Consider the following 25,989-nt stretch of genomic DNA (forward strand, 5'->3'; position numbering starts at 1 on the left):
GGTAAGCGGGCTATCCGACGCGAACGAATAGGGCGCATCTCACATCCTTGCCGATGATGCGTCCCAGGTCATCATGTCAGCCGGAAATCCAGTACCGTGCACGAGGCAACATTTGCATTCATAAGTGCCCTTGGACACAGTCGATGTCGAGAAGCGGGGAGGACGATGAAGCTGCTGGACCCACGCGGGTTCGGACTGATGTGCGCGACCATGGCGGTCGGCACGGGACTGGTGGTGGCCGGCTGCTCGAGCTCCATCCACGGTACCGCCACCGCCAACCAGGTGGAGGCCTCGGCGTACCGGACGGAGATGGCTTCGTCCTCCGCTGCGGCCACCTCCTCGCAGAAGGCGGCCGCGCAGGCGAAGGCGATCAGCGACAACTGCACGCCGTTCCGGGGCACGACCAGTGTCGCGGTCACCAAGTACAACGAGTTCGTCGACGCGCACGACGCGAACGCGCCCGATCAGGAAGCCAAGCGCGACACCGCGGCGCAGACGCTCGAGGACGCCGCCAAGACGGTCGAGGGCCGGGTGAACACCTCCGGTGACGCCCTGCCGACCGATCTGGCACAGAAATTCAGCGCCTACGTGGCCGCGGCTCGCACGCTGGCCTCGGAATCACGGAAGATGACCTACACCGCGCCGGTCGGCGCGCTCAACGACGCCAGCAAGCGGGTGAACGATGCCCTCAACGTGGCGCGCGATGCCTGTTCAGCGCGGTAAGGAGTACTGCTTGGCCTGCTGATTTCACGGGAGTGGCAGCCTTGGTTCCAGACACGGGGTGGTGCCGACCCGGACGTGTTCACCGAACTGTCCCGCGACATTTCGCCGAGATTTTGGTCGGATCGGCTTGCGTTGTGACGCTGGACCATGTTCGCTTGCAACTACCTATTGTCTGGAGTTGAGGAGGACACCACCGTGGTCGCCGCGGCGGACGCGCACAACTATGCTCAGAAGCTCGGTATTTCATCCGGGCTTGTTGTTCAGGAACTGGGCTGGGACGAGGACACCGACGACGAGCTGCGGGCAGCCATCGAGGAGGAGAGTGGCTCCGAGATGCTGGACGACGATACCGACGAGGTCGTCGATGTCGTCCTGCTGTGGTGGCGTGATGGGGACGGAGACCTGGTCGACGAGCTGATGGATGCGATCGGCCCGCTGGCCGACGACGGCTTCGTCTGGGTTCTGTGCCCCAAGACGGGGGAGCAGGGGCATGTGGATCCCAGCGAGATCGCCGAATCGGCGACCCCGGCCGGACTGACCTCCACCACACCGGTCAGTCTCGGTGGCTGGACAGGGATCAAGCTCACCCAGCCGAAGACACCCTCCAAGCAGCGCTGATTCGCAGCGCGGCAGGGGTTCACCGGGGCGCGTGCCGTCTTCTCGCGCAAGCGCACCGGATCGAGGCCGTCCGGCGAGCGCGGAACTCGACGCGCACCGCGGCCAGTAAGCGAGCCCCGTGCCGCGCAGCCAAGGCGCGGGACGCATCACAGACAGGAGGATTCGCGCATGCCCATCGAAGTAGGTACGGCCGCACCGGATTTCACGCTGAAGGACCAGAACAACCAGGACGTCAGCCTGTCCCATTACCGCGGCGACAAGAACGTTCTGATCGTGTTCTATCCGCTCGCCTTCACCGGCGTCTGCCAGGGTGAATTGTGCAAGGTGCGCGACGAACTGCCGAAATTCCAGAACGACAACGCCGAGATCCTCGCGGTCTCGGTCGGCGCGCCACCCACCCACAAGATCTGGGCCGCCGAACAGGGCTACACCTTCCCGCTGCTGTCCGACTTCTGGCCGCACGGCGCCGTCGCGCAGACCTACGGCGTCTTCAACGACAAAACCGGCTTCGCCAACCGCGGCACCTTCGTGGTCGACAAGTCCGGCATCATCCGCTTCGCCGAGATGAACGGCCCCGGCGAACCCCGTGACCAGGCAGCTTGGGAGAAAGCCCTCACTGCGTTAGATTCGTAACCCGCGCCTCCTCCAGAGGCCACCCACTCCGCTCGGCGAAGCGGAGTACCGGGCGTATAGCTCAGCGGTAGAGCACTGGTCTTACACACCAGCGGTCGGGGGTTCGAACCCCTCTGCGCCCACTCGTTGATTGCCAGGTCAGAGGCTAGTTTGGTCATTCGGCGGAGGATCCGCCATCGAGCGCGAAGCGCCCAGTGTCCCCAGAGTGACCCAACGGACCGGCGGGACTAGGTGCCGCTCGCTGCGGTGTCGTCACCGAACAGGGCCGCGCCCGCTGACTCCAGCGCCTCGTCATAGACGTGACCGTAGACTCTGAGCAGAACGGCCGGGTCATGGCCGAGCCACTTCGCCACCGCCGAGACGGCCGCCGGAGTCCAACCGGATGGTTGCGGCCGTGTGCCGGGCGTCGTGTAGGCGGATTACGGGTAGGCCCGCTGCCTCGGCCTGCCGCTGGAACTCGTCGGTGTACCACTCGTGCCGGATCGGTGAGCCATCCTCGTGCACCGCGACCAGACGTTCGTCCGACCACGACGCCCCGAGGACCAGCGCTTCGGCCTTCTGGGCGACTTCGAACCGGGCCAGTGCCGCCACCACGTCGGCTGGAAGAGGCAGGCTCCGGCGGCTGCGCCATGACTTCGGGTCGCCCTCCTCCACGTCTTTGCCGATCGCTACGCGGCCACGGCGGATGTGCAGGGTGTTTCCCTCGATGCGGGACCAGCACAACCCCATGATTTCCGAGCGACGCAGCCCGCACAGCGACAGCAAGAACAGCGCATAGAGGCGGTGCTCGCGGACGTGCTCCCGGAACTCCCGGCTCTGCTCCCGGGTCCACACTTGCATTTCGGTGTCGGCGATGTCGGGCCGCTTCACCAGTCGCGCGACGTTGCGGGTCACCAAGCCCTGTTTCACCGCGTCATCGAGCGCAGCGGAGAGCTGAATCAACATCGTGGTCACTGTGCGGGCGGCAACCCCCTGTGGCTCGACGGGCGGCGTTGGACCGGGGGCGAGGGCGTACAAGCCGCGCTTGGGCCGCACGACCGTGCCCGATGCGCGCATCCCGTCCAGGTAGCGCCCTGCCTTGTCGCCGAACTTCGAGGTCACCCCCGAGTAGCGCACGCCGTCGGGATGCCCGGCGACGAATGCCAGTACCTCGGTCGCCATGTCCTCGGTACCTGCTCCTCGCCGGGAAGGGATCTGACTTGGAGTTGGCATGACGATCAATCCAGCGGTCGAGGAAACGCCGGTCAACGAGAAGATGCCCGGGATAGGTGAGTACACCGAACAGGCACCACCACCGATCCCACAGCGACCACACTCCTGACCACCTCGCCACGTCCCATCCGATTCACCGCTGCGGGCGGCGCTCAGGGCGGACGGCGACACCGGCCGTGACGGCGAGCAGACCGATGATGGCCGCGGTCGGCGCGAGTGCGATTTCCCCGGCGACGGCCAGCACGCCGCCACCCAGTCCGGCGCCGAGTGCTGCGGCAGTGTAGATCGCCGACCCGTTGAGGCCCATCGCGACCGGGGCCCTTGCGGGGACGAGCGCGAACAAGCGGTGCTGCTGGGGCACGATCGCGATACCCATGCTCAGGCCCAGCGCGATCATCGACGCAACCGCTCCGAGTTCGGTCGTGCCCGTCACGGCCAGCATCGCCGCGAATGCGGTCACGCCGCCGGCACCGAGAACGAGCACGAAAGGCGCTCCACGCCATCGGATGAGTCGCGGCACGGCAGTCGTGCCGAGAACCTGCCCGCATCCGAAGGCGAACATCGCCACCACCACGAGCACGCCGGAGGCATGCAGGACCGTTGGTAGGAAGGAGATGATGAGAAAACCCGGGACCATCACGGTGAGCGTGCCGACCAGTATGCCGCGTACACGAGCATCCGCGAGCACCAGCAATCGGTCGCGCAGACCGAGCCTCGGAGCATGTGCGGCCGGGAGGAGCCCTACCGAGAGACACGAGATCGCGGCCAGCACGACCAGGATCCACATGGCATTGCGCCACCCCCACACTTGGCCGACGATGATGCCGAACGGAAGCCCCGCCACCAGCGCAAGCGAAGCGCCGCCCGCGACAACGGCCAGCGATCGGGCACGATGCGCATCGTCGCTCAGCAATCCAGCGGTGCTGAACGCGTTCGCCTGGTAAGCCGCCGCACCCAGAGCTGCGACAATGCGCCCCACTGCCACTGTCGGAAAATTCGGTCCGCCGGCCTGCAGCATCAGGCCGACGATGAACACCATCATCCCGCCCCCGAGCAGCACCCGGCGATCCCAACTGCCCGTCAGCGCGGCGATGACCGGCGACCCGACCGCGTACACGATCGCGAACAACGCGGTCAGTTGACCAGCCTCGCTGATCGAGACCCGAAGGTCAGCGGAGACCTCCGGCAGCAAACCCGAGAGCACGTAGCCGTCCACACCGAGGGTGAATGTGCCGACAGCGAGAATCAGCAGATCGACGATCCTCAGGTGTTTCGGTCCCGATTCGGATCGATTGCCCATGTCCGTTCTCGTCCACATCGCGACCCAGCCCCGCATGTCGCATAGTCTCGCGACTCCGCGCCGCCGATGCGGGCCACCTCGGAATCTCCTATCGCTTCCGAGGCTTCCGCGATCGCTGATACATCGATGACGCGGCGCAGCGAAGCTACTGGTCTGGATGCGTTATTCCTGGAGGAGCTGCGGTGACGACCATCGATTCGGCCCGGCAAATCGGGGACCGGTTCTATCAGAGTCGGCTCGACGAGGCGAGCGTGCTCGACCAGCGGTACGTGCTGGTCCGCGCCGACAACGCCACTCTGCACCTGCTAGATGGGGACGGCGGATCGCACCGATGCATCGACTTCATGTCGGCGTATGCCGCGGTCAACTTCGGCCATCGCAACCCGGAGATCGAGCGGGCACTGGCGCGATCGTCCGACCTCACGGGCCTGTTTCACGGTCCGGCGGCGGAAACCGTGGCGCGGTGGTTGTGCAATCAGCTGCCCGAACCGGACAGTCGGCGTGTGCTGTACCAGGTCGGCGGCAGCTTCGCGGTGGCGGCCGCTCTGGCTCTGGCCCGCCGCACCCGTCCTGGCCGGGTGATGTCGATCGACGGCGGCTTCCACGGCCTCGGTGTCGACACGGCAGCGCTCACCACCGTGCAGCGGCGGTTCTCGTTGCACGACACCGGTTTTGCCGACCTGCTCGCGCCTGAGGTGATCCACCTGACTCCCGGCATCGTGCCACGGGACTGGAACGGCGTCTCATGCCTCATCTACGAGCCCGTGCAAGGCGCCAACGGGTATGTGCCTCTCGACCGCGGGTGGCTGGAGGAGGTGACCGCCTCGGCAGCCTCGGCGGGCGTGGTTACCGTGGCCGACGAGATCCAGTGTGGGTTCTTCCGGCACGGTGTGTTCAGCCCATCCGCGGCCTGGGGTCTGGACCCGGACATTGTGCTGTTCAGCAAGTCTCTGACCAACGGTATGTACCCGCTGTCGGCCGTGGTGTACAAACGCTTTCTGGAAGCGGGAGCGGATCCGATGTATCTGGCGCACACCTTCCAGACCGGAACGCTGGGCCCTGCCGCCGCGTATGAGGTGACCCGATACATCGACGACCACGACGTGGCGGGTATGGGCGCGGCCGTCGGCGCCCGGCTCAAGGAACTCGCCGACCGACTGGAGGCTGCCGACCTCGCGCGCGCAGTGTACACGATCGGCCCCGCACTGTCCTTCGAACCGACCGTCGTCTCCAGCGGGGAACTGGTGCGCCGGGCGTTCGCCGACGGCGCACTCGTGTTCAGCGGGGGCCGACACGGTGAACGCATCCGGATAGCGCCCCCGCTGACCATTCCCGACGCGCAACTGGTCGAGGGGATAGAGGTGGTCTGGTCGGCCGCCGGTGGCGCCACAGCCCGCTCAGAAAACCGAGTGCAGCCCTCGTAGCGCCTCATGGTGATGCAGCTTGATCGGGTTGTTCTCCGCCCTGGCCCGGGACCCCAGCCCCGCGTCCACGAGGGACGGAAGTGCATCGCGGCTGATCCCGTAGTCCCTCAGCCGCGGCGACCAGCCGAATCCGGTGAAGTACTCGGTGAAGTAGTCCGTCGGCTCCCGGTCCCCGAGATCGAGCAACTCGACGATGGCCGCCAGCTGCTCGACGACCCGTGCCTCGCCGCCGGGTCGGCCGGCCATCGCTAGATTGTGGCGAAGCAGCCACTGCAGGTTCAGCAAGCAGGCGACGCCGTGCGGCACGTCGTATTGCGTGGTCAACCGGTACGCGAAGGCGTGGGCCGCTGTTGTCCTGGTGATGTCGATGGCCCGCCCCGCGGCAAGCGCCGCGGCCGCCAGCATGCTCCGTTCCGCGGCGTCCGGCTCGGACACCGGTCGCCGCAACAGGGGTACGAGCGCGCGCAGCGCCTCGCTCGCGAATTCCCGGGAATGCGGGGTCGACCGCTTGCTCCACCACGACTCGACGGCGTGACACAGCGCGTCGAAGCCACAACTTCCGACCAGGCTCGGTGGGCACGACACTGCCAGGTCGGGATCGATGACGGCAACGTCGGCCAGCACCGATTCGTGGTCCAGCGACAGCTTGGTGTGGTCGTCGAAGACCGTCGCGAATCGGGTGACCTCGCTGCCGGTGCCGGCGGTTGTCGGCACGAGCACGAGCGGGGTTCGGTGTGCGGGTGGCTCGTACCGCGTCGTGTGCAGCGACACGCGAGCCTGCTCGATGTCGGCGGGCAGCAGGCGAACCAACTTCGCCACGTCGAGTGCGCTGCCGCCGCCGATACCGACGATCACTTCCGGCCGCCATCGGTCCCGCAACCGGCAACCGGCGACCACATCGCGCAGGCGGGGGTTGGGCGTGAAGCCGCAGAACAACGCAACCTCGGTTCCCGGCAGCACCCCCTCGACCGCTCGGAACGCGCGGGCGCTGGCCACCACCAGCACGCGCCTGCCCGCACCCACTACCCGTGTTAGCGCCGACACGGAGCCGGCGGCGCTGATCACCTCGGGCATGGTTCCTCCGCACGGCTGGATACCCAGGTGCGAAAGCGCCGGTGTATCTCCGGTGCGCTCATCGCGGAGGTCGCTCGGGGCGGAGCCGTGCCGTGACTGGACGCCACACGCACAACCAGCAGGTGTGGTCCAGGAGTGGCCAGCATCATGCGCAGAGCGGAGCGTACGTCCGGAACTTCCGAGCATTCGCGCGCGGTGCGGTACCCGCAGGCCAGCCCGATCTGAACGAAGTCGGTCGTCGACGAGCTGGTCGCCTGCGAGCCGGTGGATTCGTAGGAGCCATTGTCGAACAGGATGTGCACGAGGTTTGCCGGCGCGGTGGAACCGATGGTCGACATCGTGCCCAGGTGCATCAACGCGGCCCCGTCGCCGTCCAGGACGACCACCGGCTGCGCGTCGGACAACGTCCGCGACAGCCCCAGGCCGATGGCCACCGCGTGCCCCATGGACCCCTGCATGTAGAAGTGGTTGTCCGCGTCGCGCATCGAGAACAGCTCACGCGAGGTGTAACCGGTCGTGGAAATGATCGGCAGCTCGCGCAGGTCGGGCTGGATCGCACGCAGTACCCCGGCTCGGGTCTCGCAGACGGGCAGGTCACCGTTCTCCCCCTTGACGACCCCGCCGATGGCTCCCTTCTCGACCAGGACGAACGCCGGACGGCCGTGGGCCAGTTCACCCTCTGCCTCGTCGAGGATGCCGTCGAGGTCGTTCGCCTCGGCGGTCAGCAACCACCTGGCCGCACCGAGCGCGTCGAGCAGCCTTCCGGTGACCTGTCCCATGAGGGCGTGTTGTGGTTCGTCTTGCGACGGATCGGGCCAGCCGCGCAGACTCACGAACACCAGGGTGGCGATGTCGTAGGTCATCTGCAGCGAGGCAAGTGGGTTGATCAGGTTTCCCAGCCCGGAGTTCTGCGCGAATACCGCGGTACGCGAGCCTGCGAGGGCCGCACCCGCGGCGATGGCAAGGGCGGTGCCCTCGTTCGCCGCGGGCACGTAACGTTCTTCGCGCGAGAGCCACTCGATCGGACCGGCGAGATACGAGCACGGCACGCCAGTGGCGGAGGTGAAGCCGTGCGCGATCAACTGCGTACAGAACCGGTCGGCATCGATCACCGCTCCAACTCCAGCCATTGCCGCAGCCGCTGAAGCTCGAACACATCGTTCACCGACGCGAGGTCGACCTCGAGGTCGGCCGAACTCCCGTGCGTGATGATCGAGTCGAAAGTAGTCCGCAGCGCCTCGATCGTCGCGCGAAGCCCCTGGTTGGCGTAGATGACCATGGACGCGCCCGCCTTGACCGCGTCGTCGAAGTGCCAATCAGGATAGGTGGTCGGTACGACCACGACCGGCACGCGCCCGTCCCACTGCTCGAGGAACGCGTGCACCTCGGCGCTGGTCGGCTGTTTGGAATGGACCAGCATCGCGTCCGCACCGGCTGCGGCATAGGCGTAGCCGCGGTTCAGTGCTTCGTCGACACCGAGGCCACTGATGAGTGCTTCGGTGCGGGCGATGACGAAGAAGTCCTCGTCGCTCTGGGCCCGCTTCGCGATGGCGATCTTGTCCGCGAAAGCGGCGGTGTCGACCAGATCCTGATTGCCGGGAGCGAAGCTGTTCCTCTTCGGATACTGCTTGTCCTCGACGCAGACCGCGGTGATTCCCGCCGCTTCGTACTCGTGCACCATATGGGTGATATTCAGGTTGTTGCCGAAACCCGAATCGCAATCGGCGACAACCGGGATGCTCACCTGGCGCTGCATCTGTACCGCGGCTTGGAGGTATTCGGTCATGGTGAGCAGGCTCGCGTCGGGTACACAACGGGACGCGGAGATTCCCAGGCCCGAGGCCCAGACCGCGGCGAAGCCCGCCTGCTCGGCAAGCATTGCTCCCAGCGCGTCGTGAACGCCCGCGGCGCGCACTGCCCGGCCCTCCGCCAGCACAGCCCGGAAGGTCCTGCTCCTGATTCTCTGCATGTCGTGTTCTCCACCTCGGTCCAGTCCAGTGAGGGAAAGCGGCTTCAGGCGACCCGGCCTGCGGGCGGAGGTTGCCCCTCGCGCAGTACGTGCCGCACTCCGGCGGCGACCCGCTGCCGCAGGCTGATCTCCGACTCGGCGGACAGGAACGCCCGATGAGCGGTGACGATGACGTCCGGTCGGCACAACAGCTCACGACCGATCTCGTCGTCGTTGGGGTCCTCCGGCGAGAAGACGTCCGAGGCGAACCCGCCCAGGCATCCGTCGCGAAGGGCTTCCAGCACCGCGGGCAGGTCGACGAGCCTGCCGCGAGCGGTGTTGACCAGCAAGGCGCCCGGCTTGCACGACCGGAGCAAGGCCCGGTCGACCAAACGGTCGGTCTCGGCCGTCAACTCCGGGTGCAGGACGATGACATCCGAGACGGCGAACAGTTCGGCCGGCGACGCACAAGGGCAGACGCCGTGGCTTGCCATCAGGTCCGTCGCGACGTTGGGGTCGTAGGCGACGACACGCCCGTAGAAGGCGTGCAGCTTACGGCTGGTGGCGCGGCCGATCCTGCCGAAACCGACGATGCCCGCTGTCAACCCGGCGGTGCGCCGGGGAATCCGACCCGCGTGGATGTTCCACGCGCGGTTGCGCACCAACTGGTCCTGCACGCAGACGCCGCGTTCGAGGGCGAGTGCCAGGGCCAGCGTGTGGGTGCTGACCTCATCTCCGCAGTAATCGGGAACGTGAAAGCCCCACAGTCCCTGTGCACGCAGCAACTCGGCGTTGAGGTTGTCCAGCCCCACCCCCTGCCGCGCGACGACCCGGCACGACGGACCCACCGCGTCGAGCAGTCGCTGAGTCACCCGGGCGCGGTAGACGACCAGCGCGTCCGCACCGGCGACGTGGTCCTCGAATTCCGCCCCATCGATGAGGAACCGGCCATCCCGGCGAATGCCGAGCCCGATCTCGATATCCTCGCCGTAGATCTCGCGCTCGATCTTCGCCAGCGCCGGATCGAGTTCACCACCCACGTCGACAGCCCACGCCGGGTCCGTATACACCACACGCATCAGCCCTGCGCCCCGTCCTGAGCGTCGTAACCCCAGCCGAGCCGATCACGGCGCCCTCTGCGCAGCACCTGCCGGGCCTGGAAGGTGTTCGATAGCTCGAGGTAGTCCAGGTAGGACATATGCTTTCCGCTACCCAACTTCACCACCGATCCCGAGCCGGACCAGCCGTGCGCGACGAACGGCGACACCCATGCGCTGCCGTCCGCGGTCAGCCGTGCGGAGCCGATCCCATCGCCGTCCTGCCGCCACCAGAGGGTGATCTCGCCGTCCAGCACGAAGTAGTGGGTCTCACCCAGGTCGCAGAGATCGAGCACCGGCGCCGGGGTGTCGTTGTCGATGCGCACGTACAGCCCGGTCAAGTCGGGCAGATGCGGCGCGGCGGCGAGGGAAGCGACCTCGTAGTCGTGAAACGGGCGGATACTCGCCACGCTGCTGTCCACCGAGCAGAACGTCTTGCCGACCTCGTCGTATGCGCGCATCGGGGGGAGAAGGACCCGGTAGTCCGTCGCGAGCACCCCGGCAACCGTGCGCAACTCATCGAGCGTCAGGTCTGCCACGGCGGCGAGACGTTCGTGCGGGATACCGGTCTCCTTTGCCAGGCTGGTCACGTCGTGACCACGGCGGGCCAGCAGGCTCCGCAGGATCGCCGCGGGCGAGCCGTCGGACACCGACTCCGCCATCGTGTCGAAGGCATGGTCGGACCAGGTGTTCGTCTCCGCCACCAACGCCTCGAGCCCGGACACACCGGTGTAGGAGATGATCCGTGCGGGCACATCGGTCGCGAGGGAGTAGGTGTGCGGGCAGAAGGACGGCTCCACGTAGGAATCGCCCGCCACCCACGGCACGGCCGAGGTCCCCGCGCGCATCCGCTGCCATGTCGCTTCCGTGAGTTCGGTTCCCCAGCGGCCGTTGATGTCACCCGGACCCAAATTCACAGTGATCGCGGGCTCGAGGTGACCGTTGTTCAACGCTGGCAACCGGTCGGCGGGACACAGGATATCGAGTACGACCGGCGCGACCTTCCCAGTCGGCGCCGCCATCGTGTAGTAGTTGTAGAAATGGATTCCGTCGCGCGGTACAGCACGACAGGTGGCCCGCATTTCGGCCGCCGTGCGGATCACCACGAGGTCCTTCACGGTACCGCCGGACAATTGCGAGAGTTCGATCTCGAGCTGACCGGCCAATAACTCGGCGAACTCGTCCGGCACATCGAATTCGTCCGCGGCGAGTAATCGACCGAATTCCCCGTCATCGATTGTCAGCCGCGCCGCGAGTTGATGACCGGTGATCTTTCGGGCATTCATCCAGTGAACGACCTTGAACGTATCCAACAGCACTTTCACCGCTCCTTGATCAATGGCGAGCTCCCGACAGAATTTCCTCGGCCGATCGATCGGCGGAACGTGCCAGGGGAACCTCCCGCAAACTCCGTACGGCCGGAGCCGACAGCCAACTACCCGCACTCGTCGTGACGACCCCACCGACGACTATTGCGAGAGCGAGTCCGGCTCGTTCACCGAGCGCACCGACGAGAACCGTGGCGAGCACGCCGCCCAGCAACGCTCCCAGCGGCAGGGTCCCCCAACTGATCGTCCGTATCGAAGCGAGCACGCGGCTCTGCAGACGGACAGGCGCCAACACCTGGCGTGCGGTGGACACCTGGCTGTTCCAGATCGGCAGCCAGGGTGAGGTGAGCGCGACGATCACCCCCAGCGCCTGGGCCGGGTGACCGAGGAGGGCCAGCGGTGACAACAGCCACGCCACCCCTTCCGCGACCGTGATCAGCAGCGTCCTGCCGTAACCGAATCTCCGCACGACGCGCCCCGCGACCGATGCGCCGAGCACCGCGGCGACTGCTGCGACCGCCAGGATCACTCCCATGGTGTCGACGCAGATGTGCAGTGCTCGATACGCGTACAGGAAGATCACCGTCTTGATCACCGTCGTGCCCAGATTTCGCACTGCGGCAGAGAGCATGAGGGGTCGCAGGAGGTCGTGGGTGAACACGAACGCGAAGCCCTCTCGGAGCCGGCCTGCCATCGTGTCCCGTGGTGCGTGCGGCTCGGGTGCCGGTTCGCCCGTCCGCACGGCCAGCACGCCGAGCATGGAGGCCAAAAAGGACGTCGCGTTCAGGGCCACCGCGGAGCTTGCCCCGAATACGCGCGACAGCACCCCGCCGAGTGCGGGTCCGATAGCCTGCGAAGTGGTCCGGGAGACTTCCACCGCGGCGTTGCCGCGCGGCAGTTCGTCGCCGGGTAGCAGGATGGGCAGATACCCCTGCAACGCCACGTCGTACAGCAGGGTGAAGCAGCCACTCACGCCGACGACCAGGAGCAGTTGCTCGATGGTGAGCACGCCGAACCGGTCCGCGAGCGGAACGCTCATGAACAACATGAACCGCGCGGCGCTGGCCACCAGCATCATCGGTCGGCGGCTGAACCGATCGACGAGCAGTCCCGCACCGATACCGGCGACCGGGTACGCGATGTAGGTGGCCATCGTCAAGAGGCCGACTTCGAACGTGGTCGCGTGCAGGGTCAGGATCGCGATGGTCGGCACGGCGAAGGTGGCCACCCGGTCGCCGAGCAGGCTGATCGACTCACCGCACAACAACACGCGGAAGTCGCGCTTTCCGGTGTCGTAGGTCATGTCCGGCGGGTGAGTTGGAAGAGGAAGTCGCCGCTATGGCCGAGTACCGGCAGGTGCGCGATCTCGTAACGAGTGCTGTCGGAAATCACCTGTGCGGCCAACTCGTCGAGTTCGCCGGTTCTGATCCGGTGTTCTCGTCCCCTGGCGACGTAGAAGTCGACCAGCATATCCATGGGGATGTCGCCGTGCGGCGGCAACACAGTGGCGAGCCATTCCGCTGCGCCGCTGTAATCGACGTCGAACTGCGCCTCGTCGAAAACCGCGGACGTCTCCCCGCGCCGAGCGGCCTCGGCGAGCACCGGCACGTCCCGCTCATAGAGCCCCAGCCGGTAGCTCAGCCGCAGCTTCCCGCCGGGGCGCACCGCGCCGGACAGGGTGCGCAGGGCGCCGCGCATTTCGGCGAGGACGAACCTATTGACAAGTCGATCGGCCAACACGAGATCGAACGCGTCGTCGAACCGCGGGTCGGCGCGGGTGACGTCGACCCGGACGAACTCGGCCTGTCCAGGGAGCAGATACTCCAGCTCGGCGAGCATCACCGCGGAGAAGTCTGCGACCACCAGCTCGGCGCCGGCGTCGAGCACTGCACGGGCGAGTGCGACCGTGCTGGCGCCTACGAGGAGCACTCGCTCGCCGGCCGCGACTCCGTCGAGGTACTGAACACACGCCGAGGGGTTCGGGCCGCCGTTGTAGTTGAGGTTCCAGTACGCACTACCCAGCCGGTCCCAGGCGACCGCCTTCGGGTTGGTGATCTCGCGGTCCGCGGTCACGAGCGGCTCCTGTGGGTCATTTTTCTCCTGATCGGATGAGAGCACTCAGATGACAAAGGTCTTGATCCTTGTCATCTCCTCGATCGCGTATCTCGCACCCTCGCGACCGATGCCACTGTCCTTCATCCCGCCGAACGGAATGTTGGGCGACTCGAACTGCGGTCCGCCGTTCACGATGACCGCACCCACGTCGAAGAGTTCGGCGGCCCGGCGGGCGTGGTCCAGACTGTTGGTGAAGATCCCCGCCTGTAGGCCATACCGGGTGTCGTTGACGACCGCGACCGCGTCGTCGAAGTCCTCGACTCTGATCACCGGTGCGGTTGGGCCGAAGGTCTCGAGGCGCACCAGATCGGCGTCCCGCGGCACGTGGTCGAGAACCGTCGGCCAGTACTGGGCGCCCGCACGCCGGGCCCCGCACAGCACCTGCGCGCCCGCGGCCACGGCACGAGCCACTCGGTCCGCCACTTCGTCCGCGGCAGTCTGGTCGATCAGCGTGCCTATGTCGGTCGCCGGGTCCGCCGGATCGCCGACGACCAGTTCCGACGCGGCGGCGGCGAGTTTTCCGGCGAATTCGTCGGCGATGTCCTCGTGCGCGATGATGCGTTTCACCCCCCGGCACGACTGGCCGGACGTAGTGAACGCGCCCGCGGTGGCCGCCGCGACAGCCGCGGGCAGGTCCGCATCGGCCATGACGACCAGCGCGCCACTGTCCCCGAGCTCATAGGTTTGTCTGATCATCCCGGCCGACGCGGCCAGCAGCCGGCCCACCGCGGTGCTGCCGGTGAACGTCAACATGTCGATATGCCCGGAATGGATGAGCGCGTCCATGAGGTCGCCGGGGTCGCCGCACACCAATGCGATCATCTCGGGCGGCAGGCCGGACCGCAGCAGCGCGTCCACGAAGCGGATCGCGCTCAACGGGGTCTTTTCCGACGGCTTGACGACCACCCGGTTGTTGGCGGCGATCGCGGGGGCAACCTTGGTGACGACCTGGTTGAGTGGCCGGTTGAACGGCGTGACGGCGCACACGACGCCGATCGGCTCACGGGTCGTTATCGCCAGGCGTCGCTGTCGTGCGCTGGTGATGTCGGTTCGGATCGCCTCGCCCGTGATCCGCGTGGCCTCCTCCGCGCAGTACCGGAGTTGAGTGGTCGCGCGGTCCACCTCGCGCCCTGCGTCGCGGATGGCCAGGCCCGACTCCTGGGAGATCGTGCTCGCTACGTCGTCACGTTCGCGGTGCAGCAGGGCCGCCGTCGCGGCGAGGATCTCGCTCCGGTCGTGCGCGGTCAGCTCGGGCCTGACCGCACCCAGCCCACGCACTGCCTCGACCGCCTGCTCCCGACTCGCGCGAACCACGGTCCCCACCACCTCGTCGGTGTACGGGTTGCGGACTTCCGCGCTGCCGACGCCGGGCGACCAGCGGCCACCGGAATACAGCCCCTTGATCGCGTTCATCGGCCGACTTCGTCGGCGACGGCGACATTGTCGAGCAGGCGGGCGCCACCGATGTGCACCGCCGCGAAGACTCGCAGTTCCTCGACCGGGGTGTCCGCGACGGCCGGGCGCAGTGCGCTGGTGTACACCTCGACGTACTCGACCAGGTCGAATCCGTGCGCGAGCAGGCTCCGCGCGATCTGCGTCGTGGTCTCGCCGATGACGTCGATGCCCTGCTCGGCGATCCGACGCGCGCCGCGCCGGAGTTCCGCGTACAGCTGCGGGGCAATCGCCCGCTGGCCCTCGTCCAAGTACGTGTTGCGGCTGCTCAACGCGAGGCCGTCGGTCTCGCGCACGGTCGGGCAGGGAACCACCGCGACCTGGAGCCCCTGATCCTCGACCATCGCCCGGATAATCGCGTACTGCTGGTAGTCCTTCTCACCCCAGTAGGTGCGATCGCAGTCGACAATGTGCAACATCTTGAGAACCTCGGTGGTGACTCCGTCGAAGTGCCCCGAGCCCTGCGTGCCGCTGCCGGTTGTCCACTGGCGTTGCGGGCCACACAGCACATCGGTCAGCCCGGACACGATGACCTTGGTGCGCATCTGGTCGATATGCCGCTCACCCGAAGGGAAGATCGTTTCCGTAGCCGGTGCGAAGACCGCGTCACACTCCCGGTCGCGCAAGGCGCGGAAATCCGCTTCCTCGGTCCTCGGATAGCGGGCGAAGTCCTCGGCAGGTCCGAACTGAATCGGATTCACGAATAGCGTCAATACCGCCTTGTCACATTCTTTCCGCGCGGCGTCGACAAGGCTCAGATGCCCTTCGTGGAGAGCGCCCATGGTCATGACGCAGCCAATGGAGGAGCCAGCGGCACGCCATTCACGCGTTTGCTCGCGTATTTCCTCGATCGTGCGCAGCACTTTCAACACGTGCCCCTCCACAGAAGGTTCTGCCGTAATCGACCAGCGATTCGAATCATGAATCCATGTAGTGAAGATCTAACCGGAACGGAGAGCGTATAAACGGTCCGTTCCGGGATGGCTATCGGTCGATAGACAACCCCCACCGCAGGGATCGCTCGCAGGGGGCGAGTGCCGCGGCGTCGTGGTGTCGACAGCCGAAACACCCACCGACAAAGGGATTCCCGCGCGATCGGACAGAACGTCGAACGGCACGGCCATCTCGGAACTTTCTATCGCTCGATCGAGTTATCTCGATCGCCCGAATTTCGGTCCGATTCGAAACTCGCCGGTGCTACTCTCGCCTGCAAAAGAAATCCGGGGATATCGCGTATTCTCTGTGCGTGCGGATCTATGCGCATGGTCGAATCAATAGGTATTCTCTCCGATCGAAAGGAACCCGTGGAACCGGAAACGGACCTGGGTGACCTCGCCACACCCGAAGAGGTCGGTCTGTCGTCCGCCAGGCTCGCCAGGATCGAATACTTGCTTGCATCACAGGTGGACGACGGCCAGTTCCCCGGCGCAGTAGCACTCGTGTTTCGCCGCGGTCGGGTCGCGTACATCGCGCGGGCAGGCATGGTGACGCCCTCGACCGGCACGCCGATGCCACTGGACGCGATCTTTCGCATCTACTCCATGACCAAGCCGATCACGAGCGTGGCCGCGATGTCCCTGCATGAGGAGGGACTTCTCGACCTCAGTGATCCCGTCGGGCGTTTTCTGCCCGAATTGGCCAACCTACCGGTCGGCGAATCCACATCCGACGGTGGCTATCGCCTCGTGACCGCCGAGCGTGAGATGACTGTGCTGGATCTGCTGCGGCACACATCAGGCATCGTCGGCGGGTATTTCGGTACCCCCTGGATCCTGAAACTGTACGAGCAGGCCGGTATCCGGGAGTTCGACCACACCGACGTCGCTTTCACCACATCCACACAGGACCTCGTCACCGCCCTCAGCACACTGCCCTTGGCCATGCAACCAGGCTCGCATTGGGAATACGGTCGATCCGGCGACGTCATGGGACGGCTCTTGGAGATTGCCGGCGGCCGGTCGCTGGACGCGCTGCTCGACGATCGAGTGTTCACCCCGCTCGGCATGGCCGACACGGGGTTCTTCGTCTCACCGCAGCAGGCCCACCGGATCGCGCAGCCGGCCGAGTCCTTCGCCGCGGACACGGTGCTGCGCGACTTCACCTCTCGTCCGACATTCCTCTCCGGCGGCAGCGGCGCTTTCTCCACCGTGCGCGACTATCTCCGCTTCACCAGGATGCTGCTCGGAATGGGCGAATTGGAGGGACAGCGGGTGCTCAGCCGGAAATCCGTCGAGCTGATGACTTCCGACCATCTCGGCACGATCTACGGCACCGGCCCCGACTACATGCCGCGCGACGGGTACACCTTCGGCTTGGGCGTTGCGGTGCGCAAAGAGCCGGGACTATCCGATGTCCTCGGCTCGGCGGGCGACTTCTGGTGGCTCGGACGCGGATCGACAAGCTTCTTCGTCGACCCGGCCGAGGATATGATCGGGCTGTTCATGACCCAGAGATACTGGCGGGCCAGGCATTACCAACGGGTCTTCAAGAACCTCGTGTACCAGGCCGTCATCGACTAGGGTGTGTCTCCCAAATTGTGGGTCCCGACGCGGGCATGGATGACGGCGCAAGCCAATAGCACGCCGCCGAGGTAGGTCAGCGCGTACTTGTCGTAGCGGGTCGCGATGCGTCGCCACTGTTTGAGCCGGTTGAAGCCCCGTTCCACGGTGTTGCGCAGACCGTAGAGTTCGGTGTCGAACGCAGGTGGCCAGCCCTCCTTTCGATCCTTTCGCCTTACAGCGGGCGATCTGGTCTTTACGCTCGGGGATGGTGTTTTTGATTCTCCTGGAACGTAATTCGGTTCGCGTGCTGGGATGTGAGTACGCTTTGTCGCCGAGCAGCCGAAAGTCGCCGCCGGGATTACCCGCGGCTCGACGGGTCCGGGCGTAGTCGTCGAGCAACGGCACCAGCTGAGGATTGTCCCCGGCTTGGCCCGCGGTCAACCGAACCGTGACCGGGGCCTGGCGCTGATCGGTCAGAGCATGGATCTTCGTGGTCAATCCGCCACGCGAACGGCCCAGCGCATGTTCGCGGGCTCATCGGCGGCTTTCCTTTAATTCGACAGAGCCCCCTGTGGCGAGCGTGTCGGAGCGTGCACTCGCGGCATGCTGATGCGCCCGCGCGCTCGTCGAGTCCACCGACGGCAGCTCTCGACATCACCGGCCATCTCCGGGTCGAACCCGAACACAACTGCTACCCCGGCGAACATCTCGTCGTAGGTGCCATCCAAGGACCACCGGTGATGCCGCTTCCACACCGTCTGCCACGGCCCGAAAACAGCGGGCAAGTCCCGCCACGGAGTACCGGTGCGGAACCGCCACGCGATCCCCTCGAGCATCAACCGGTGATCACCGAACCTGTTGCCTCGCTTGCCCTTATCCGACGGCATCACAGGCTCCACAGCCGCCCAGAACTCATCAGAAATCAAACCCAACCGCGTCACCGGCCACTCTTCGCGGGACTGTCAATTCAACGGCTCTGTCGCACTTTCGGTGGTCATGGCACGGCCGCCGAACCCGCTGCATTAGGTAAGAGGCGAATAATATTGTGGTAGTGGATGTTTCGCGTGCCGGTCACGATCTGTCGCCGACACGGACGGCCGGATGCGGGCACGACCACCGAATGTGCACCAGAGCCTGAGACTGGACAGACCCCGTGCAGATTTCGTTGGGACGTTGGTCGTGCGCTGGCAGCCGTGGTGGGTGTGGTGGTGAGGGTCGGCAGCGTTGATGGAGCGTGGGCACGCTCAGGCGGTGGTGGTGTGAAAGACTGGCCACCCGATTTCGGTGCGCCAGGCCGTTTCGTCGCGGGTGTCCTGGGGGCCGACGAGGAAGTACTCACGAATGGGCTCATCGACGGGGATCGCGTGTTGGGCGACGTGGGTGGCCAGGGCGCCGTAGGCCAGGTCGAAGTCGTGATACGAGCCGGCGTGCACGACGGTGACCAGTTCGGCGGCGGGCACGAGCAGTTCGGTGAGGCGTCCGGTGAGGCGGATGTCGCCGGCGAACGGGACGAAAACGGTCGCCGGTCCTCGTTCGTTGGCGACTAACTCGTCGGCGAAGATGCCCCCGGCCGAGCCGCTGATACGCGCGCCTCGAGCGGTAACTGTGGCGTACAGCTCGGCCAACGCTCCCTGGACCCATGTCAGCGCATCACTGAGGTCGACGACCTCGCTGATCGCGACCGCCTCGGTCGCTTCGACTCTGCGGTAACCGATCCGGCCTTCGGCGGCAGGTCCGGGCTCGAGCAGTTGACGCAGCGACTCAACGGCGTGCTTGGTGTGCGCGAGTTGGGATTCCAGTCGCGTGAGGTGCGCGTTGATCAGTTCGTTGCGTTGACGAATGTCGGTGGTGCTCATCACGGTGCCGATTTCGTCGAGCGGCATTTCCAGAGCCCGGAAACGGCGAATGATCTGTGCTGTGGAGATCTGCTCGGTGCTGTAGCGGCGGTAGCCGGTAGCGCGGTCGACGTCGACGGGCTCGAGCAGCCCTATCTGGTGGTAGTGGCGCAGCATCTTCACGCTCAACTGCGTCGCACGGGAGAAGTCCCCGATGGCCAACAGCGTGGGTGAACTCATGGCTTCAGTGTGCGCTCTCCCCTTGGGGGAGACTCACGCCCAGAACATGCCTTGACTCGCCCACGATGTGAGCGCGCACGGTGGGATCACCGGCTGCACCATGCGCCGGACACGAATCAGGAGACAAGAGCATGAAAGAGACAGACCTGACCGGGATCGTCGCCGAACACATCGAGACGATCAATGCCCACGACCTCGATGGCGCGGTCGCTACGTTCGCCGCGGATGCCTACGTCAACGACAACCACCGCGAATTCGCCGGAATCGACGCCATCCGCCGCTGGGTGGCCAAGGAGATGGTCGGCGACAAGGTGACGATCGAAGTTCGCGAGGTGCTCGATCATTACGGCGATACCGTAGTGCGCGGAGCCTACGACGGTACGTTCGACCGGACCGATCTGCCCGACGAGATTGTTCTGACGAGTTACTTCAGCGTGCGTGACGGCAAGATCGTCAGCCTGGTGATCGTGTTCAACCAGCCCGCCGACTACTGACCTGATACAGCGGGGTCGCCGTTGTATCAACTGTCATTCCCCTCGGATTTGGATAGGAGCAAATCATGGTTGCGGTTCCCACCGGATACGATGACCTGCTCGAGCGCCCGCTGTACGGGCATTTGGCGACGACCCGGCCTGACGGCGCGGTGCAGGTGAGTCCGATGTGGTTCGACTGGGACGGCGAGCTGCTGCGGTTCGCGCACACCACCAAGCGGCAGAAGTACCGCAATATACAGATCAACCCGCGGGTTGCGATGTCGATCTCGGATCCCGACGATCCGTACCGCTACCTGGAGGTGCGCGGCAACGTCGAGCGCATCGACCCCGATCCAGCGGCGAGCTTCTTCCTGCGTATCGCCGACCGCTACAAAGGCTCGGAGCCTCCCCCCGACGCCCCGCCCCGGGGCGAGGCTCCCGCCGACGCCCCGGACTGGGTGGTCATCGTGGTGCGCCCGACCGGGTTCAGCAAGCATTAGCCCAGCCAGCAGTGGCCCCGGGACCGGGCCAGGTGTGCGCGATCGTACCGGTTGCCCGGGCCGTCGATCTCACCGTGCCGAGAAGCTACTTCGGCACTGAACCGAGGGAGTAGAGCATGCGATTCGTCACAGCGTCGCACCACGGGCCTCCTGACGTGTTGTTCGTCGAGGAACGGCCGGTTCCCCAGCCGGGGCCCGGCGAAGTGGTTGTCGAAGTGAAGGCCGCCTCATGGACACCTACGTCCGCCGCGGCATGCCCGCAGGCCACTTCAACCATGAACCGCCGCTCAGTCTGGGGGTCGACGGAGCGGGTATCGTGACGGCGGCCGGTGACCAGGCCGCCGCGAAGGTGGGCGACCGGGTCGGGTGGATGGGTGTCCCGGGGAGCTACGCGGACATGGTGGCAGTACCGAACGATAGCCTCGTGCCGATCCCCGAAGGGGTGAGCCTCGAAGCTGCTGCGGGCGGGCTGATGCAGGGGATGACGGCACAGTATCTGACCCATGTGTCCGTCCCCGTCCGGCGGGATGCGGTGGTGCTCGTGCACTCCGCCGGCAGCGGCGTCGGCCGCATGCTCACCCAGTTGGCCGCCCACCGGGGTGGCCGGGTGATCGCCACGGTGTCACGGGCGCACAAGGCGGGCGCGGCCCGCGAGGCCGGTGCCTGGCAGGTACTGGTGCGTGATGAGATCGAGGACCTGGGCGCGGCGATCCGGGAACTGGTCGACGGCAACGGTGTGGACGTCGTGTTCGACGGAACCGGAAAGGCTCTGTTCGACGAGATCCCGCGCGACTTCCCCATCGAACCGGCGCCGTTCAGCCAGGAAAACGGCCTGCTGACCGGCATCGGCAAAATAGCGCGCCCCAAACTGAAGCAACGCTACGGCCGGCAGCTGGAACAGCTGTACGACGATCTGGCCCACGGCCAGGACAACGAACTGCGCCGGCTGCGCCGCAACGGCGCCGACCAGCCGGTGCTGCAGACGATCAGACGGGCCGCGGCAGCGCTGCTCGGCACAGCGGACAGCGATCTGCGGCCGGATGCGCAGTTCAGCGACCTGGGCGGAGACTCGTTGTCCGCGTTGACCTTTGCCAACCTGCTACACGAGATCTTCGGCATCGACGTGCCGGTGGGCGTCATCATCAGCCCGGCCACCGACCTGCAGACCCTCGCCCACTACATCCAGGCGCAGCGACAACCCGGCAGCCGCCGGCCTGCCTTCGCCTCCGTCCACGCACACACAGACGATCACCGGGAAGTCACCGAGGTCGCCGCCGGCGACCTCACCCTGGACAAGTTCATCGACACTGGCGGTCGCGCCGACCCTGCCGCGGCGCCACGCACACGTGCGCACCGTTCTGCTGACCGGTGCGACCGGATTCCTGGGACGGTTCCTGGCCCTGGAGTGGCTCGAGCGGCTGGCCCCCGTCGATGGCACACTGATCTGCCTGATACGCGGCAAGGACGACACCGCCGCCCGCGCCCGGCTGGACCAGACATTCGACAGCGGCGACCCGGCGCTACTGGCGCACTACCGCGACCTGGCCGCCCAGCACCTGCACGTGATCGCCGGCGACAAGAGCGAGCCGAACCTCGGGCTGGATCAACAGACCTGGCAGCGGCTGGCCGACACCGTCGACCAGATCGTCGACCCCGCCGCCCTGGTCAACCACGTCCTGCCCTACAGCCAGCTGTTCGGCCCCAACGTGGCAGGCACCGCCGAACTGATCCGGCTCGCGCTGACCACCAGGATCAAGGCATACAGCTACGTGTCGACCCTCGGAGTCGGTGACCGGACCCCACCGTCGCAGTTCACCGAAAACGCCGACATCCGCACCATCAACCCGACCCGCAGACTCGACAACAGCTACGCCAACGGCTACAACACCAGCAAATGGGCCAGCGAAGTGCTACTACGAGAAGCCAACGACGTGTGCGGCCTACCGGTAGCGGTGTTCCGCTGCGACATGATCATGACCGACACCCGATACGTCGGTCAGATGAACCTGCCCGACATCTTCACCCGGCTGATGCTTTCCCTGGTCGCCACCGGTATTGCGCCTTACTCGTTCTACGAACTCGACAAAGACGGCAACCGCCAACGCGCCCACTACGACGGCCTGCCCGTCGATTTCATCGCCGAAGCGATCGTCACCCTGGGCGCCCAGCTGGAAACCGGGATCGAGACATATCACGTGACCAACCCGCACGACGACGGCATCGGGCTCGACGAATACGTCGATTGGCTCATCGACGCCGGCCACCCGATCCAGCGCATCCCGGACTATCACGACTGGCTGCACCGATTCGAGACCGCCATGCGTGCTCTACCGGACCGGCAACGCCAGCATTCCGCGCTACCGCTGCTGCACTTCTACCACCAGCCCGCACAGCCGCTGCGCGGAGCCCTCGCGCCAGCCGAACGGTTCCATGCGGCAGTACAAGAGGCGAAAATCGGCCCGGACAAAGACATTCCACACATCACCGCACCGATCATCATCAGATACATCACCAACCTGCAACAGCTCGGACTGCTGTAACAGCGCGGAGCGCCCTGAATCGCCTCCCGGGGTGGGACTGTCTGAGATCTGGCTCTGTCGCACTTTCGGTGGTCACGGCACGGACGCCGAATCCGCTGCGTCAAGTAAGAGGCGAATAGTATTGCGGTAGTGGATGCTTTCGCGCACAGGTCACGATCTGCCGCCGACGCGGACGGCCGGATGTGTACCAGAGCCGAATGGGAGACAGAGCCGTCTATTTTCAGTCCCCTCTTCGCCGATCGAGACCTGAATATTTGAGAGGCACGCGCTAGCACGAACGGTTACGTACGGACCGACTCGAATCCGACCACCATCCGCTCCGGTCCGCGCAGATTCAAATGCGGACGGTAACGCAACGAGTCCTCGTCCAGTTCTGGCCGAACAACCCGATCGGCGAACGCGGACAAGGCAATCGACGCTTCCATCCTGGCCAGACCGGCACCCAGGCAGAAATGCGTGCCGGCCGCGAAAGACAGGTGTGCTCGCGCGTCCCGGGTGATGTCGAACCGGTCCGGCTCGTCGAATACCGCCGGATCGCGGTTGGCCGCGGACAGAAACATCAGCACCATCGCGTCGGTCGGCGCAGTGACCTCCCCCAGGACGGTGGGCTTGCGCACGATCCGGGTGGCCAACTGCACAGGAGTGTCGTAACGCAGCGCCTCCTCCACCGCCCCGGAGATCAACGCCGGATCCGTTCGCAGTGCGGCGAGCTGATCGGGGTGGCGCAACAACGCCAACACGCCGCCGGTGATCAGGTTGGCGGTCGTCTCGTGGCCGGCGAGTAGCAACAGCACACAGGTGGTGATCAGTTCATGTTCGGTGAGCTGGTCGCCATGTTCCTCGATCAGCACGAGCTTGGACAGCAGATCCTCGGTCGGCGTCCGCCGACGGTCCGCGATCAGCCCGAGAAAGTACTCCCGGAACTCCCGTTGCGCGGCATGAATATCGGCCAGCTGGTCCGGGGCGTTGACCGAGACCGCTGGGTCCAGCCCGGCCGCGACCCGGCGACCGCAGCCCTCGAACCACTCATGATCGGCCACGGGCACGCCGAGCAGCTGGGTAATTATCCGCACCGGCAGCGGATAGGCGAACTGGGATACGACATCGAAGGAATCGCTGTCCGCGATGTCGGCGAGCAGCTCGGCCACGATCGCTCGGATGGTCGGCTCGAGCTCCGCGGCCACCCGCGATGTGAAGGCCTTGGAGACCAACTTCCGCAGCCGGGTGTGATCCGGCGGGTCCATGGTCAGAAATGACAGCGGCGCATCGTTATCCGGTGCGGTCAGGGTCCCGGGCACCAGAGAGCGCCTGCGATCGCTGCTCACCGCCGGGTCACGCAGAATCGCGGAGGCCCGCTCGTGATCGGTGACCACGACCATGGCGCCGTTCATCGCCAGAAACGGGCCGTTGTCCCGCAGCGCGTCGAACAGCGGATAGGGATCGGGCCGACTCGCCGGATCGAACAGTCGTGCCAAAACGAGTTGTGGATTCCCGAGGTCTACTGAAGACGTCTGGGGCTTCTCTTGTGCTGTGGCCACGTGCCCACTTTCCCATGTGTATCGGGGTTCGAAGCGAGAGAAATCCCCACGTCATACATCTATCTATCGACCGAATCAAAGATCGAATAACGATCGGTAGACCCCTGGAAATGCCGCAATAGTTGCCCGGACTGGATATCTCGAATAGCGATAAGCTCCTCATACGAAGGAACTCAGCCATGAGCCTGGCCAGCACGCCCGAGCAGCCCACCCTGGCGCCGGGTGAACTGCCGGTTGAATTGCAACTGATGTTGCAGATCTTCAACCCCGCGAATCGGCACGACCCGTTCCCTCTTTATCGGCAGTTACAGGACCTCGGTCCGGTGCACCGGTCGCCGCTGGGGCTGAGCCTGCTCACTCGCTACGACGAGGTCGTCACCGCGCTCACCAGTTCCGACTGGGGCCACGACCAGGAAGTCGAGCACCTGCACTCCGGCCAGGAGGAAGCCTTCCCGCCGGTCTTCATGTGGATGGAACCCCCCGACCACACCCGACTGCGCGGCCTGGTCTCCAAGGCGTTCACCCCCGGGCGGATCATGTCGATCCGGCCGCGGATGGAGGAAATCGTCGACGGGCTGCTCGACACCGCACTGGCCGCCGAGGAGTTCGACGCAATCACCGGCATCGCCTACCCGCTGCCGCTGACCGTGATCTGCGAGATCCTCGGCGTCCCTGCGCGCGACCACGACCTCATCCAGGAATGGTCACAAATCCTGTCCTGGGGCCTGGACCCCGACCACCTGCTGCCGCAGGAAGCCAAGGACGCCCGCTCCGAGGCCACTCCGAAGTTCCTGGAGTACCTTCGCGCGCTCATCGCTGAACGCCGCGCCAACCCCGGCGAGGACCTGATAAGCGCATTGGCCACCGTGGAGGAGCAGGGCGACCGGCTCAGCGAGGAGGAAATGCTCGGCACGATCATTTTCCTGATCGTCGCCGGTCACGAGACCACGGTGAACCTGGTCGGCAACGGCCTGCTCGCGCTGCTGCGCAACTCCGACCAGATGGACCTACTGCGGTCCCGACCCGAACTGGTCCGCCCGGCCATCGACGAACTGCTGCGCTACGACGGCCCCCCGCACCTCAACACCCGCTCCGCGAAGGTGCGCACGACTCTCGGCGGCCAGACCTTCGAACCCGGTGACGGTGTCGTCACCCTGCTGGCCTGCGCGAACCGCGACCCCCGGGCTTTCGACAACCCGGACAAGCTGGATATCACCCGCTTCGACGGCCACGCCCCGGTATCCCGGCACCTCGCGTTCAGCCGCGGCCACCACTACTGCCTCGGCGCGCCGCTGGCCACCCTGGAGATGGAAGTCGTGCTCACCGCCCTCCTCGCACGGGTCGGCTCGATGGAACTGCTCCAGGACAACCCGCCGTACAAGCCGAACGTGCTCATCCGCGGCCTCGCGGAACTCCAGGTCCGCTTCAAGAGCTGAGT

The 25,989-nt window shown here is 65.9% G+C and carries 21 protein-coding genes, 1 tRNA gene and 3 pseudogenes; 11 read left to right on the forward strand and 14 right to left on the reverse strand.

The window, feature by feature from the left end; translation table 11 throughout:
• Positions 1-165 precede the first annotated feature (165 nt).
• The 4 genes from ON40_RS09540 to ON40_RS09555 all read left to right on the forward strand — a co-directional run bounded on the left by ON40_RS09540 (position 166) and on the right by ON40_RS09555 (position 2,096).
• Positions 166-723 (forward strand): Rv2240c family protein, encoded by a 558-nt coding sequence (locus ON40_RS09540; RefSeq protein ID WP_040820666.1) that lies wholly within the window; start codon positions 166-168, stop codon positions 721-723.
• 195 nt (positions 724-918) lie between these two features.
• Positions 919-1,341, forward strand: a complete 423-nt coding sequence (locus ON40_RS09545; protein WP_040820832.1) for a DUF3052 domain-containing protein — start codon at positions 919-921, stop codon at positions 1,339-1,341.
• Positions 1,342-1,509: 168 nt separating this feature from the next.
• Complete coding sequence (locus tag ON40_RS09550; RefSeq protein ID WP_040820667.1) at positions 1,510-1,974, forward strand: peroxiredoxin; 465 nt, start codon at positions 1,510-1,512, stop codon at positions 1,972-1,974.
• 50 nt (positions 1,975-2,024) lie between these two features.
• Positions 2,025-2,096: transfer RNA gene (locus tag ON40_RS09555), tRNA-Val, on the forward strand.
• 208 nt (positions 2,097-2,304) lie between these two features.
• Here the strand turns inward: ON40_RS09555 and ON40_RS09560 are convergent.
• Entirely contained in the window at positions 2,305-3,135 is an 831-nt protein-coding gene (locus ON40_RS09560; RefSeq protein WP_051192891.1) for a tyrosine-type recombinase/integrase, read from the reverse strand.
• 184 nt (positions 3,136-3,319) lie between these two features.
• On the reverse strand, positions 3,320-4,486 hold the full coding sequence (locus tag ON40_RS09565; RefSeq protein ID WP_063712975.1) for an MFS transporter: 1,167 nt from the start codon (positions 4,484-4,486) through the stop codon (positions 3,320-3,322).
• 182 nt (positions 4,487-4,668) lie between these two features.
• On the opposite strand from ON40_RS09565, the gene ON40_RS09570 reads away from it, so the two are divergent.
• Positions 4,669-5,910 (forward strand): aminotransferase class III-fold pyridoxal phosphate-dependent enzyme, encoded by a 1,242-nt coding sequence (locus ON40_RS09570; RefSeq protein WP_051192893.1) that lies wholly within the window; start codon positions 4,669-4,671, stop codon positions 5,908-5,910.
• On the opposite strand, the gene ON40_RS09575 is transcribed toward ON40_RS09570, so the two are convergent.
• Genes ON40_RS09575 through panC form a run of 9 tightly spaced genes read right to left on the reverse strand, consistent with a single transcriptional unit; the run spans position 5,884 to position 15,808 of the window.
• A complete protein-coding gene (locus ON40_RS09575; protein ID WP_051192894.1) occupies positions 5,884-6,984 on the reverse strand; it encodes a phosphonoacetaldehyde reductase in 1,101 nt (366 codons plus the stop codon). The genes ON40_RS09570 and ON40_RS09575 overlap by 27 nt on opposite strands.
• The gene (gene aepY, locus ON40_RS09580) at positions 6,972-8,114 is read right to left on the reverse strand and encodes a phosphonopyruvate decarboxylase (protein ID WP_085997677.1); all 1,143 of its coding nucleotides are present in this window, start codon (positions 8,112-8,114) and stop codon (positions 6,972-6,974) included. Before aepY ends, ON40_RS09575 begins: the two co-directional genes overlap by 13 nt.
• The gene (locus ON40_RS09585; protein ID WP_040820669.1) at positions 8,093-8,953 is read right to left on the reverse strand and encodes an isocitrate lyase/phosphoenolpyruvate mutase family protein; all 861 of its coding nucleotides are present in this window, start codon (positions 8,951-8,953) and stop codon (positions 8,093-8,095) included. Before ON40_RS09585 ends, aepY begins: the two co-directional genes overlap by 22 nt.
• 44 nt (positions 8,954-8,997) lie before the next feature.
• Positions 8,998-10,011: a C-terminal binding protein gene (locus ON40_RS09590; RefSeq protein ID WP_169541842.1), complete on the reverse strand. Its 1,014-nt coding sequence runs from the start codon at positions 10,009-10,011 to the stop codon at positions 8,998-9,000.
• Positions 10,011-11,354, reverse strand: coding sequence for a cupin domain-containing protein (locus tag ON40_RS09595; RefSeq protein WP_245567731.1), 1,344 nt, complete (start codon positions 11,352-11,354; stop codon positions 10,011-10,013). The genes ON40_RS09590 and ON40_RS09595 overlap by 1 nt, the downstream gene beginning before the upstream one ends.
• Before the next feature lie 10 nt (positions 11,355-11,364).
• Positions 11,365-12,660 (reverse strand): MFS transporter, encoded by a 1,296-nt coding sequence (locus tag ON40_RS09600; RefSeq protein WP_040820673.1) that lies wholly within the window; start codon positions 12,658-12,660, stop codon positions 11,365-11,367.
• Positions 12,657-13,430, reverse strand: a complete 774-nt coding sequence (locus ON40_RS09605) for a class I SAM-dependent methyltransferase (RefSeq protein WP_157186246.1) — start codon at positions 13,428-13,430, stop codon at positions 12,657-12,659. Before ON40_RS09605 ends, ON40_RS09600 begins: the two co-directional genes overlap by 4 nt.
• A 45-nt stretch (positions 13,431-13,475) precedes the next feature.
• Positions 13,476-14,885 carry an aldehyde dehydrogenase family protein gene (locus tag ON40_RS09610; RefSeq protein ID WP_040820677.1) on the reverse strand — a complete coding sequence of 470 codons (1,410 nt, stop codon included), beginning with the start codon at positions 14,883-14,885 and terminating at the stop codon, positions 13,476-13,478.
• The gene (gene panC / locus ON40_RS09615) at positions 14,882-15,808 is read right to left on the reverse strand and encodes a pantoate--beta-alanine ligase (RefSeq protein ID WP_051192895.1); all 927 of its coding nucleotides are present in this window, start codon (positions 15,806-15,808) and stop codon (positions 14,882-14,884) included. Before panC ends, ON40_RS09610 begins: the two co-directional genes overlap by 4 nt.
• A 420-nt stretch (positions 15,809-16,228) precedes the next feature.
• On the opposite strand from panC, the gene ON40_RS09620 reads away from it, so the two are divergent.
• Positions 16,229-17,443: a serine hydrolase domain-containing protein gene (locus tag ON40_RS09620; protein ID WP_040820679.1), complete on the forward strand. Its 1,215-nt coding sequence runs from the start codon at positions 16,229-16,231 to the stop codon at positions 17,441-17,443.
• Here ON40_RS09620 and ON40_RS56005 read toward each other — a convergent pair.
• A pseudogene (locus ON40_RS56005) lies at positions 17,440-18,366 on the reverse strand (IS5 family transposase). The gene ON40_RS09620 and the pseudogene ON40_RS56005 sit on opposite strands and share 4 nt — an antisense overlap.
• Before the next feature lie 303 nt (positions 18,367-18,669).
• On the reverse strand, positions 18,670-19,500 hold the full coding sequence (locus ON40_RS09635) for a MerR family transcriptional regulator (protein ID WP_040820681.1): 831 nt from the start codon (positions 19,498-19,500) through the stop codon (positions 18,670-18,672).
• A 131-nt stretch (positions 19,501-19,631) separates the two neighbouring features.
• Here ON40_RS09635 and ON40_RS09640 point away from each other — a divergent pair, with 131 nt between their 5' ends.
• From ON40_RS09640 to ON40_RS09650, 4 genes and pseudogenes are all read left to right on the forward strand, one after another.
• Entirely contained in the window at positions 19,632-19,994 is a 363-nt protein-coding gene (locus ON40_RS09640; RefSeq protein ID WP_040820683.1) for a nuclear transport factor 2 family protein, read from the forward strand.
• 65 nt (positions 19,995-20,059) lie between these two features.
• On the forward strand, positions 20,060-20,473 hold the full coding sequence (locus ON40_RS09645) for a PPOX class F420-dependent oxidoreductase (protein WP_040820685.1): 414 nt from the start codon (positions 20,060-20,062) through the stop codon (positions 20,471-20,473).
• Positions 20,474-20,702: 229 nt separating this feature from the next.
• Positions 20,703-20,900: pseudogene (locus ON40_RS56010) on the forward strand (alcohol dehydrogenase catalytic domain-containing protein); the annotation flags it as partial.
• 144 nt (positions 20,901-21,044) lie between these two features.
• Positions 21,045-23,013, forward strand: a pseudogene (locus ON40_RS09650) (thioester reductase domain-containing protein).
• Positions 23,014-23,294: 281 nt separating this feature from the next.
• Here ON40_RS09650 and ON40_RS09655 read toward each other — a convergent pair.
• The gene (locus ON40_RS09655; RefSeq protein ID WP_063712970.1) at positions 23,295-24,551 is read right to left on the reverse strand and encodes a cytochrome P450; all 1,257 of its coding nucleotides are present in this window, start codon (positions 24,549-24,551) and stop codon (positions 23,295-23,297) included.
• A 179-nt stretch (positions 24,552-24,730) separates the two neighbouring features.
• Here ON40_RS09655 and ON40_RS09660 point away from each other — a divergent pair, with 179 nt between their 5' ends.
• Positions 24,731-25,987, forward strand: a complete 1,257-nt coding sequence (locus ON40_RS09660; protein ID WP_040820689.1) for a cytochrome P450 — start codon at positions 24,731-24,733, stop codon at positions 25,985-25,987.
• Positions 25,988-25,989: the final 2 nt, after the last annotated feature.

This window comes from Nocardia jiangxiensis NBRC 101359, assembly GCF_000308615.1.
Classification (GTDB): domain Bacteria; phylum Actinomycetota; class Actinomycetes; order Mycobacteriales; family Mycobacteriaceae; genus Nocardia; species Nocardia jiangxiensis.

What these genes read in the sequence shown, in the direction of transcription:
- ON40_RS09610 (WP_040820677.1), bottom strand. Translation starts at nt 14,885, where the DNA reads ATGAACGCGATCAAGGGGCTGTATTCCGGTGGCCGCTGGTCGCCCGGC.
- ON40_RS09575 (WP_051192894.1), bottom strand. Translation starts at nt 6,984, where the DNA reads ATGCCCGAGGTGATCAGCGCCGCCGGCTCCGTGTCGGCGCTAACACGG.
- ON40_RS09590 (WP_169541842.1), bottom strand. Translation starts at nt 10,011, where the DNA reads ATGCGTGTGGTGTATACGGACCCGGCGTGGGCTGTCGACGTGGGTGGT.
- ON40_RS09600 (WP_040820673.1), bottom strand. Translation starts at nt 12,660, where the DNA reads ATGACCTACGACACCGGAAAGCGCGACTTCCGCGTGTTGTTGTGCGGT.
- ON40_RS09540 (WP_040820666.1), top strand. Translation starts at nt 166, where the DNA reads ATGAAGCTGCTGGACCCACGCGGGTTCGGACTGATGTGCGCGACCATG.
- ON40_RS09660 (WP_040820689.1), top strand. Translation starts at nt 24,731, where the DNA reads ATGAGCCTGGCCAGCACGCCCGAGCAGCCCACCCTGGCGCCGGGTGAA.
- ON40_RS09640 (WP_040820683.1), top strand. Translation starts at nt 19,632, where the DNA reads ATGAAAGAGACAGACCTGACCGGGATCGTCGCCGAACACATCGAGACG.
- ON40_RS09550 (WP_040820667.1), top strand. Translation starts at nt 1,510, where the DNA reads ATGCCCATCGAAGTAGGTACGGCCGCACCGGATTTCACGCTGAAGGAC.
- aepY (WP_085997677.1), bottom strand. Translation starts at nt 8,114, where the DNA reads ATGGCTGGAGTTGGAGCGGTGATCGATGCCGACCGGTTCTGTACGCAG.
- ON40_RS09565 (WP_063712975.1), bottom strand. Translation starts at nt 4,486, where the DNA reads ATGGGCAATCGATCCGAATCGGGACCGAAACACCTGAGGATCGTCGAT.
- ON40_RS09645 (WP_040820685.1), top strand. Translation starts at nt 20,060, where the DNA reads ATGGTTGCGGTTCCCACCGGATACGATGACCTGCTCGAGCGCCCGCTG.
- ON40_RS09585 (WP_040820669.1), bottom strand. Translation starts at nt 8,953, where the DNA reads ATGCAGAGAATCAGGAGCAGGACCTTCCGGGCTGTGCTGGCGGAGGGC.
- ON40_RS09635 (WP_040820681.1), bottom strand. Translation starts at nt 19,500, where the DNA reads ATGAGTTCACCCACGCTGTTGGCCATCGGGGACTTCTCCCGTGCGACG.
- ON40_RS09560 (WP_051192891.1), bottom strand. Translation starts at nt 3,135, where the DNA reads ATGGCGACCGAGGTACTGGCATTCGTCGCCGGGCATCCCGACGGCGTG.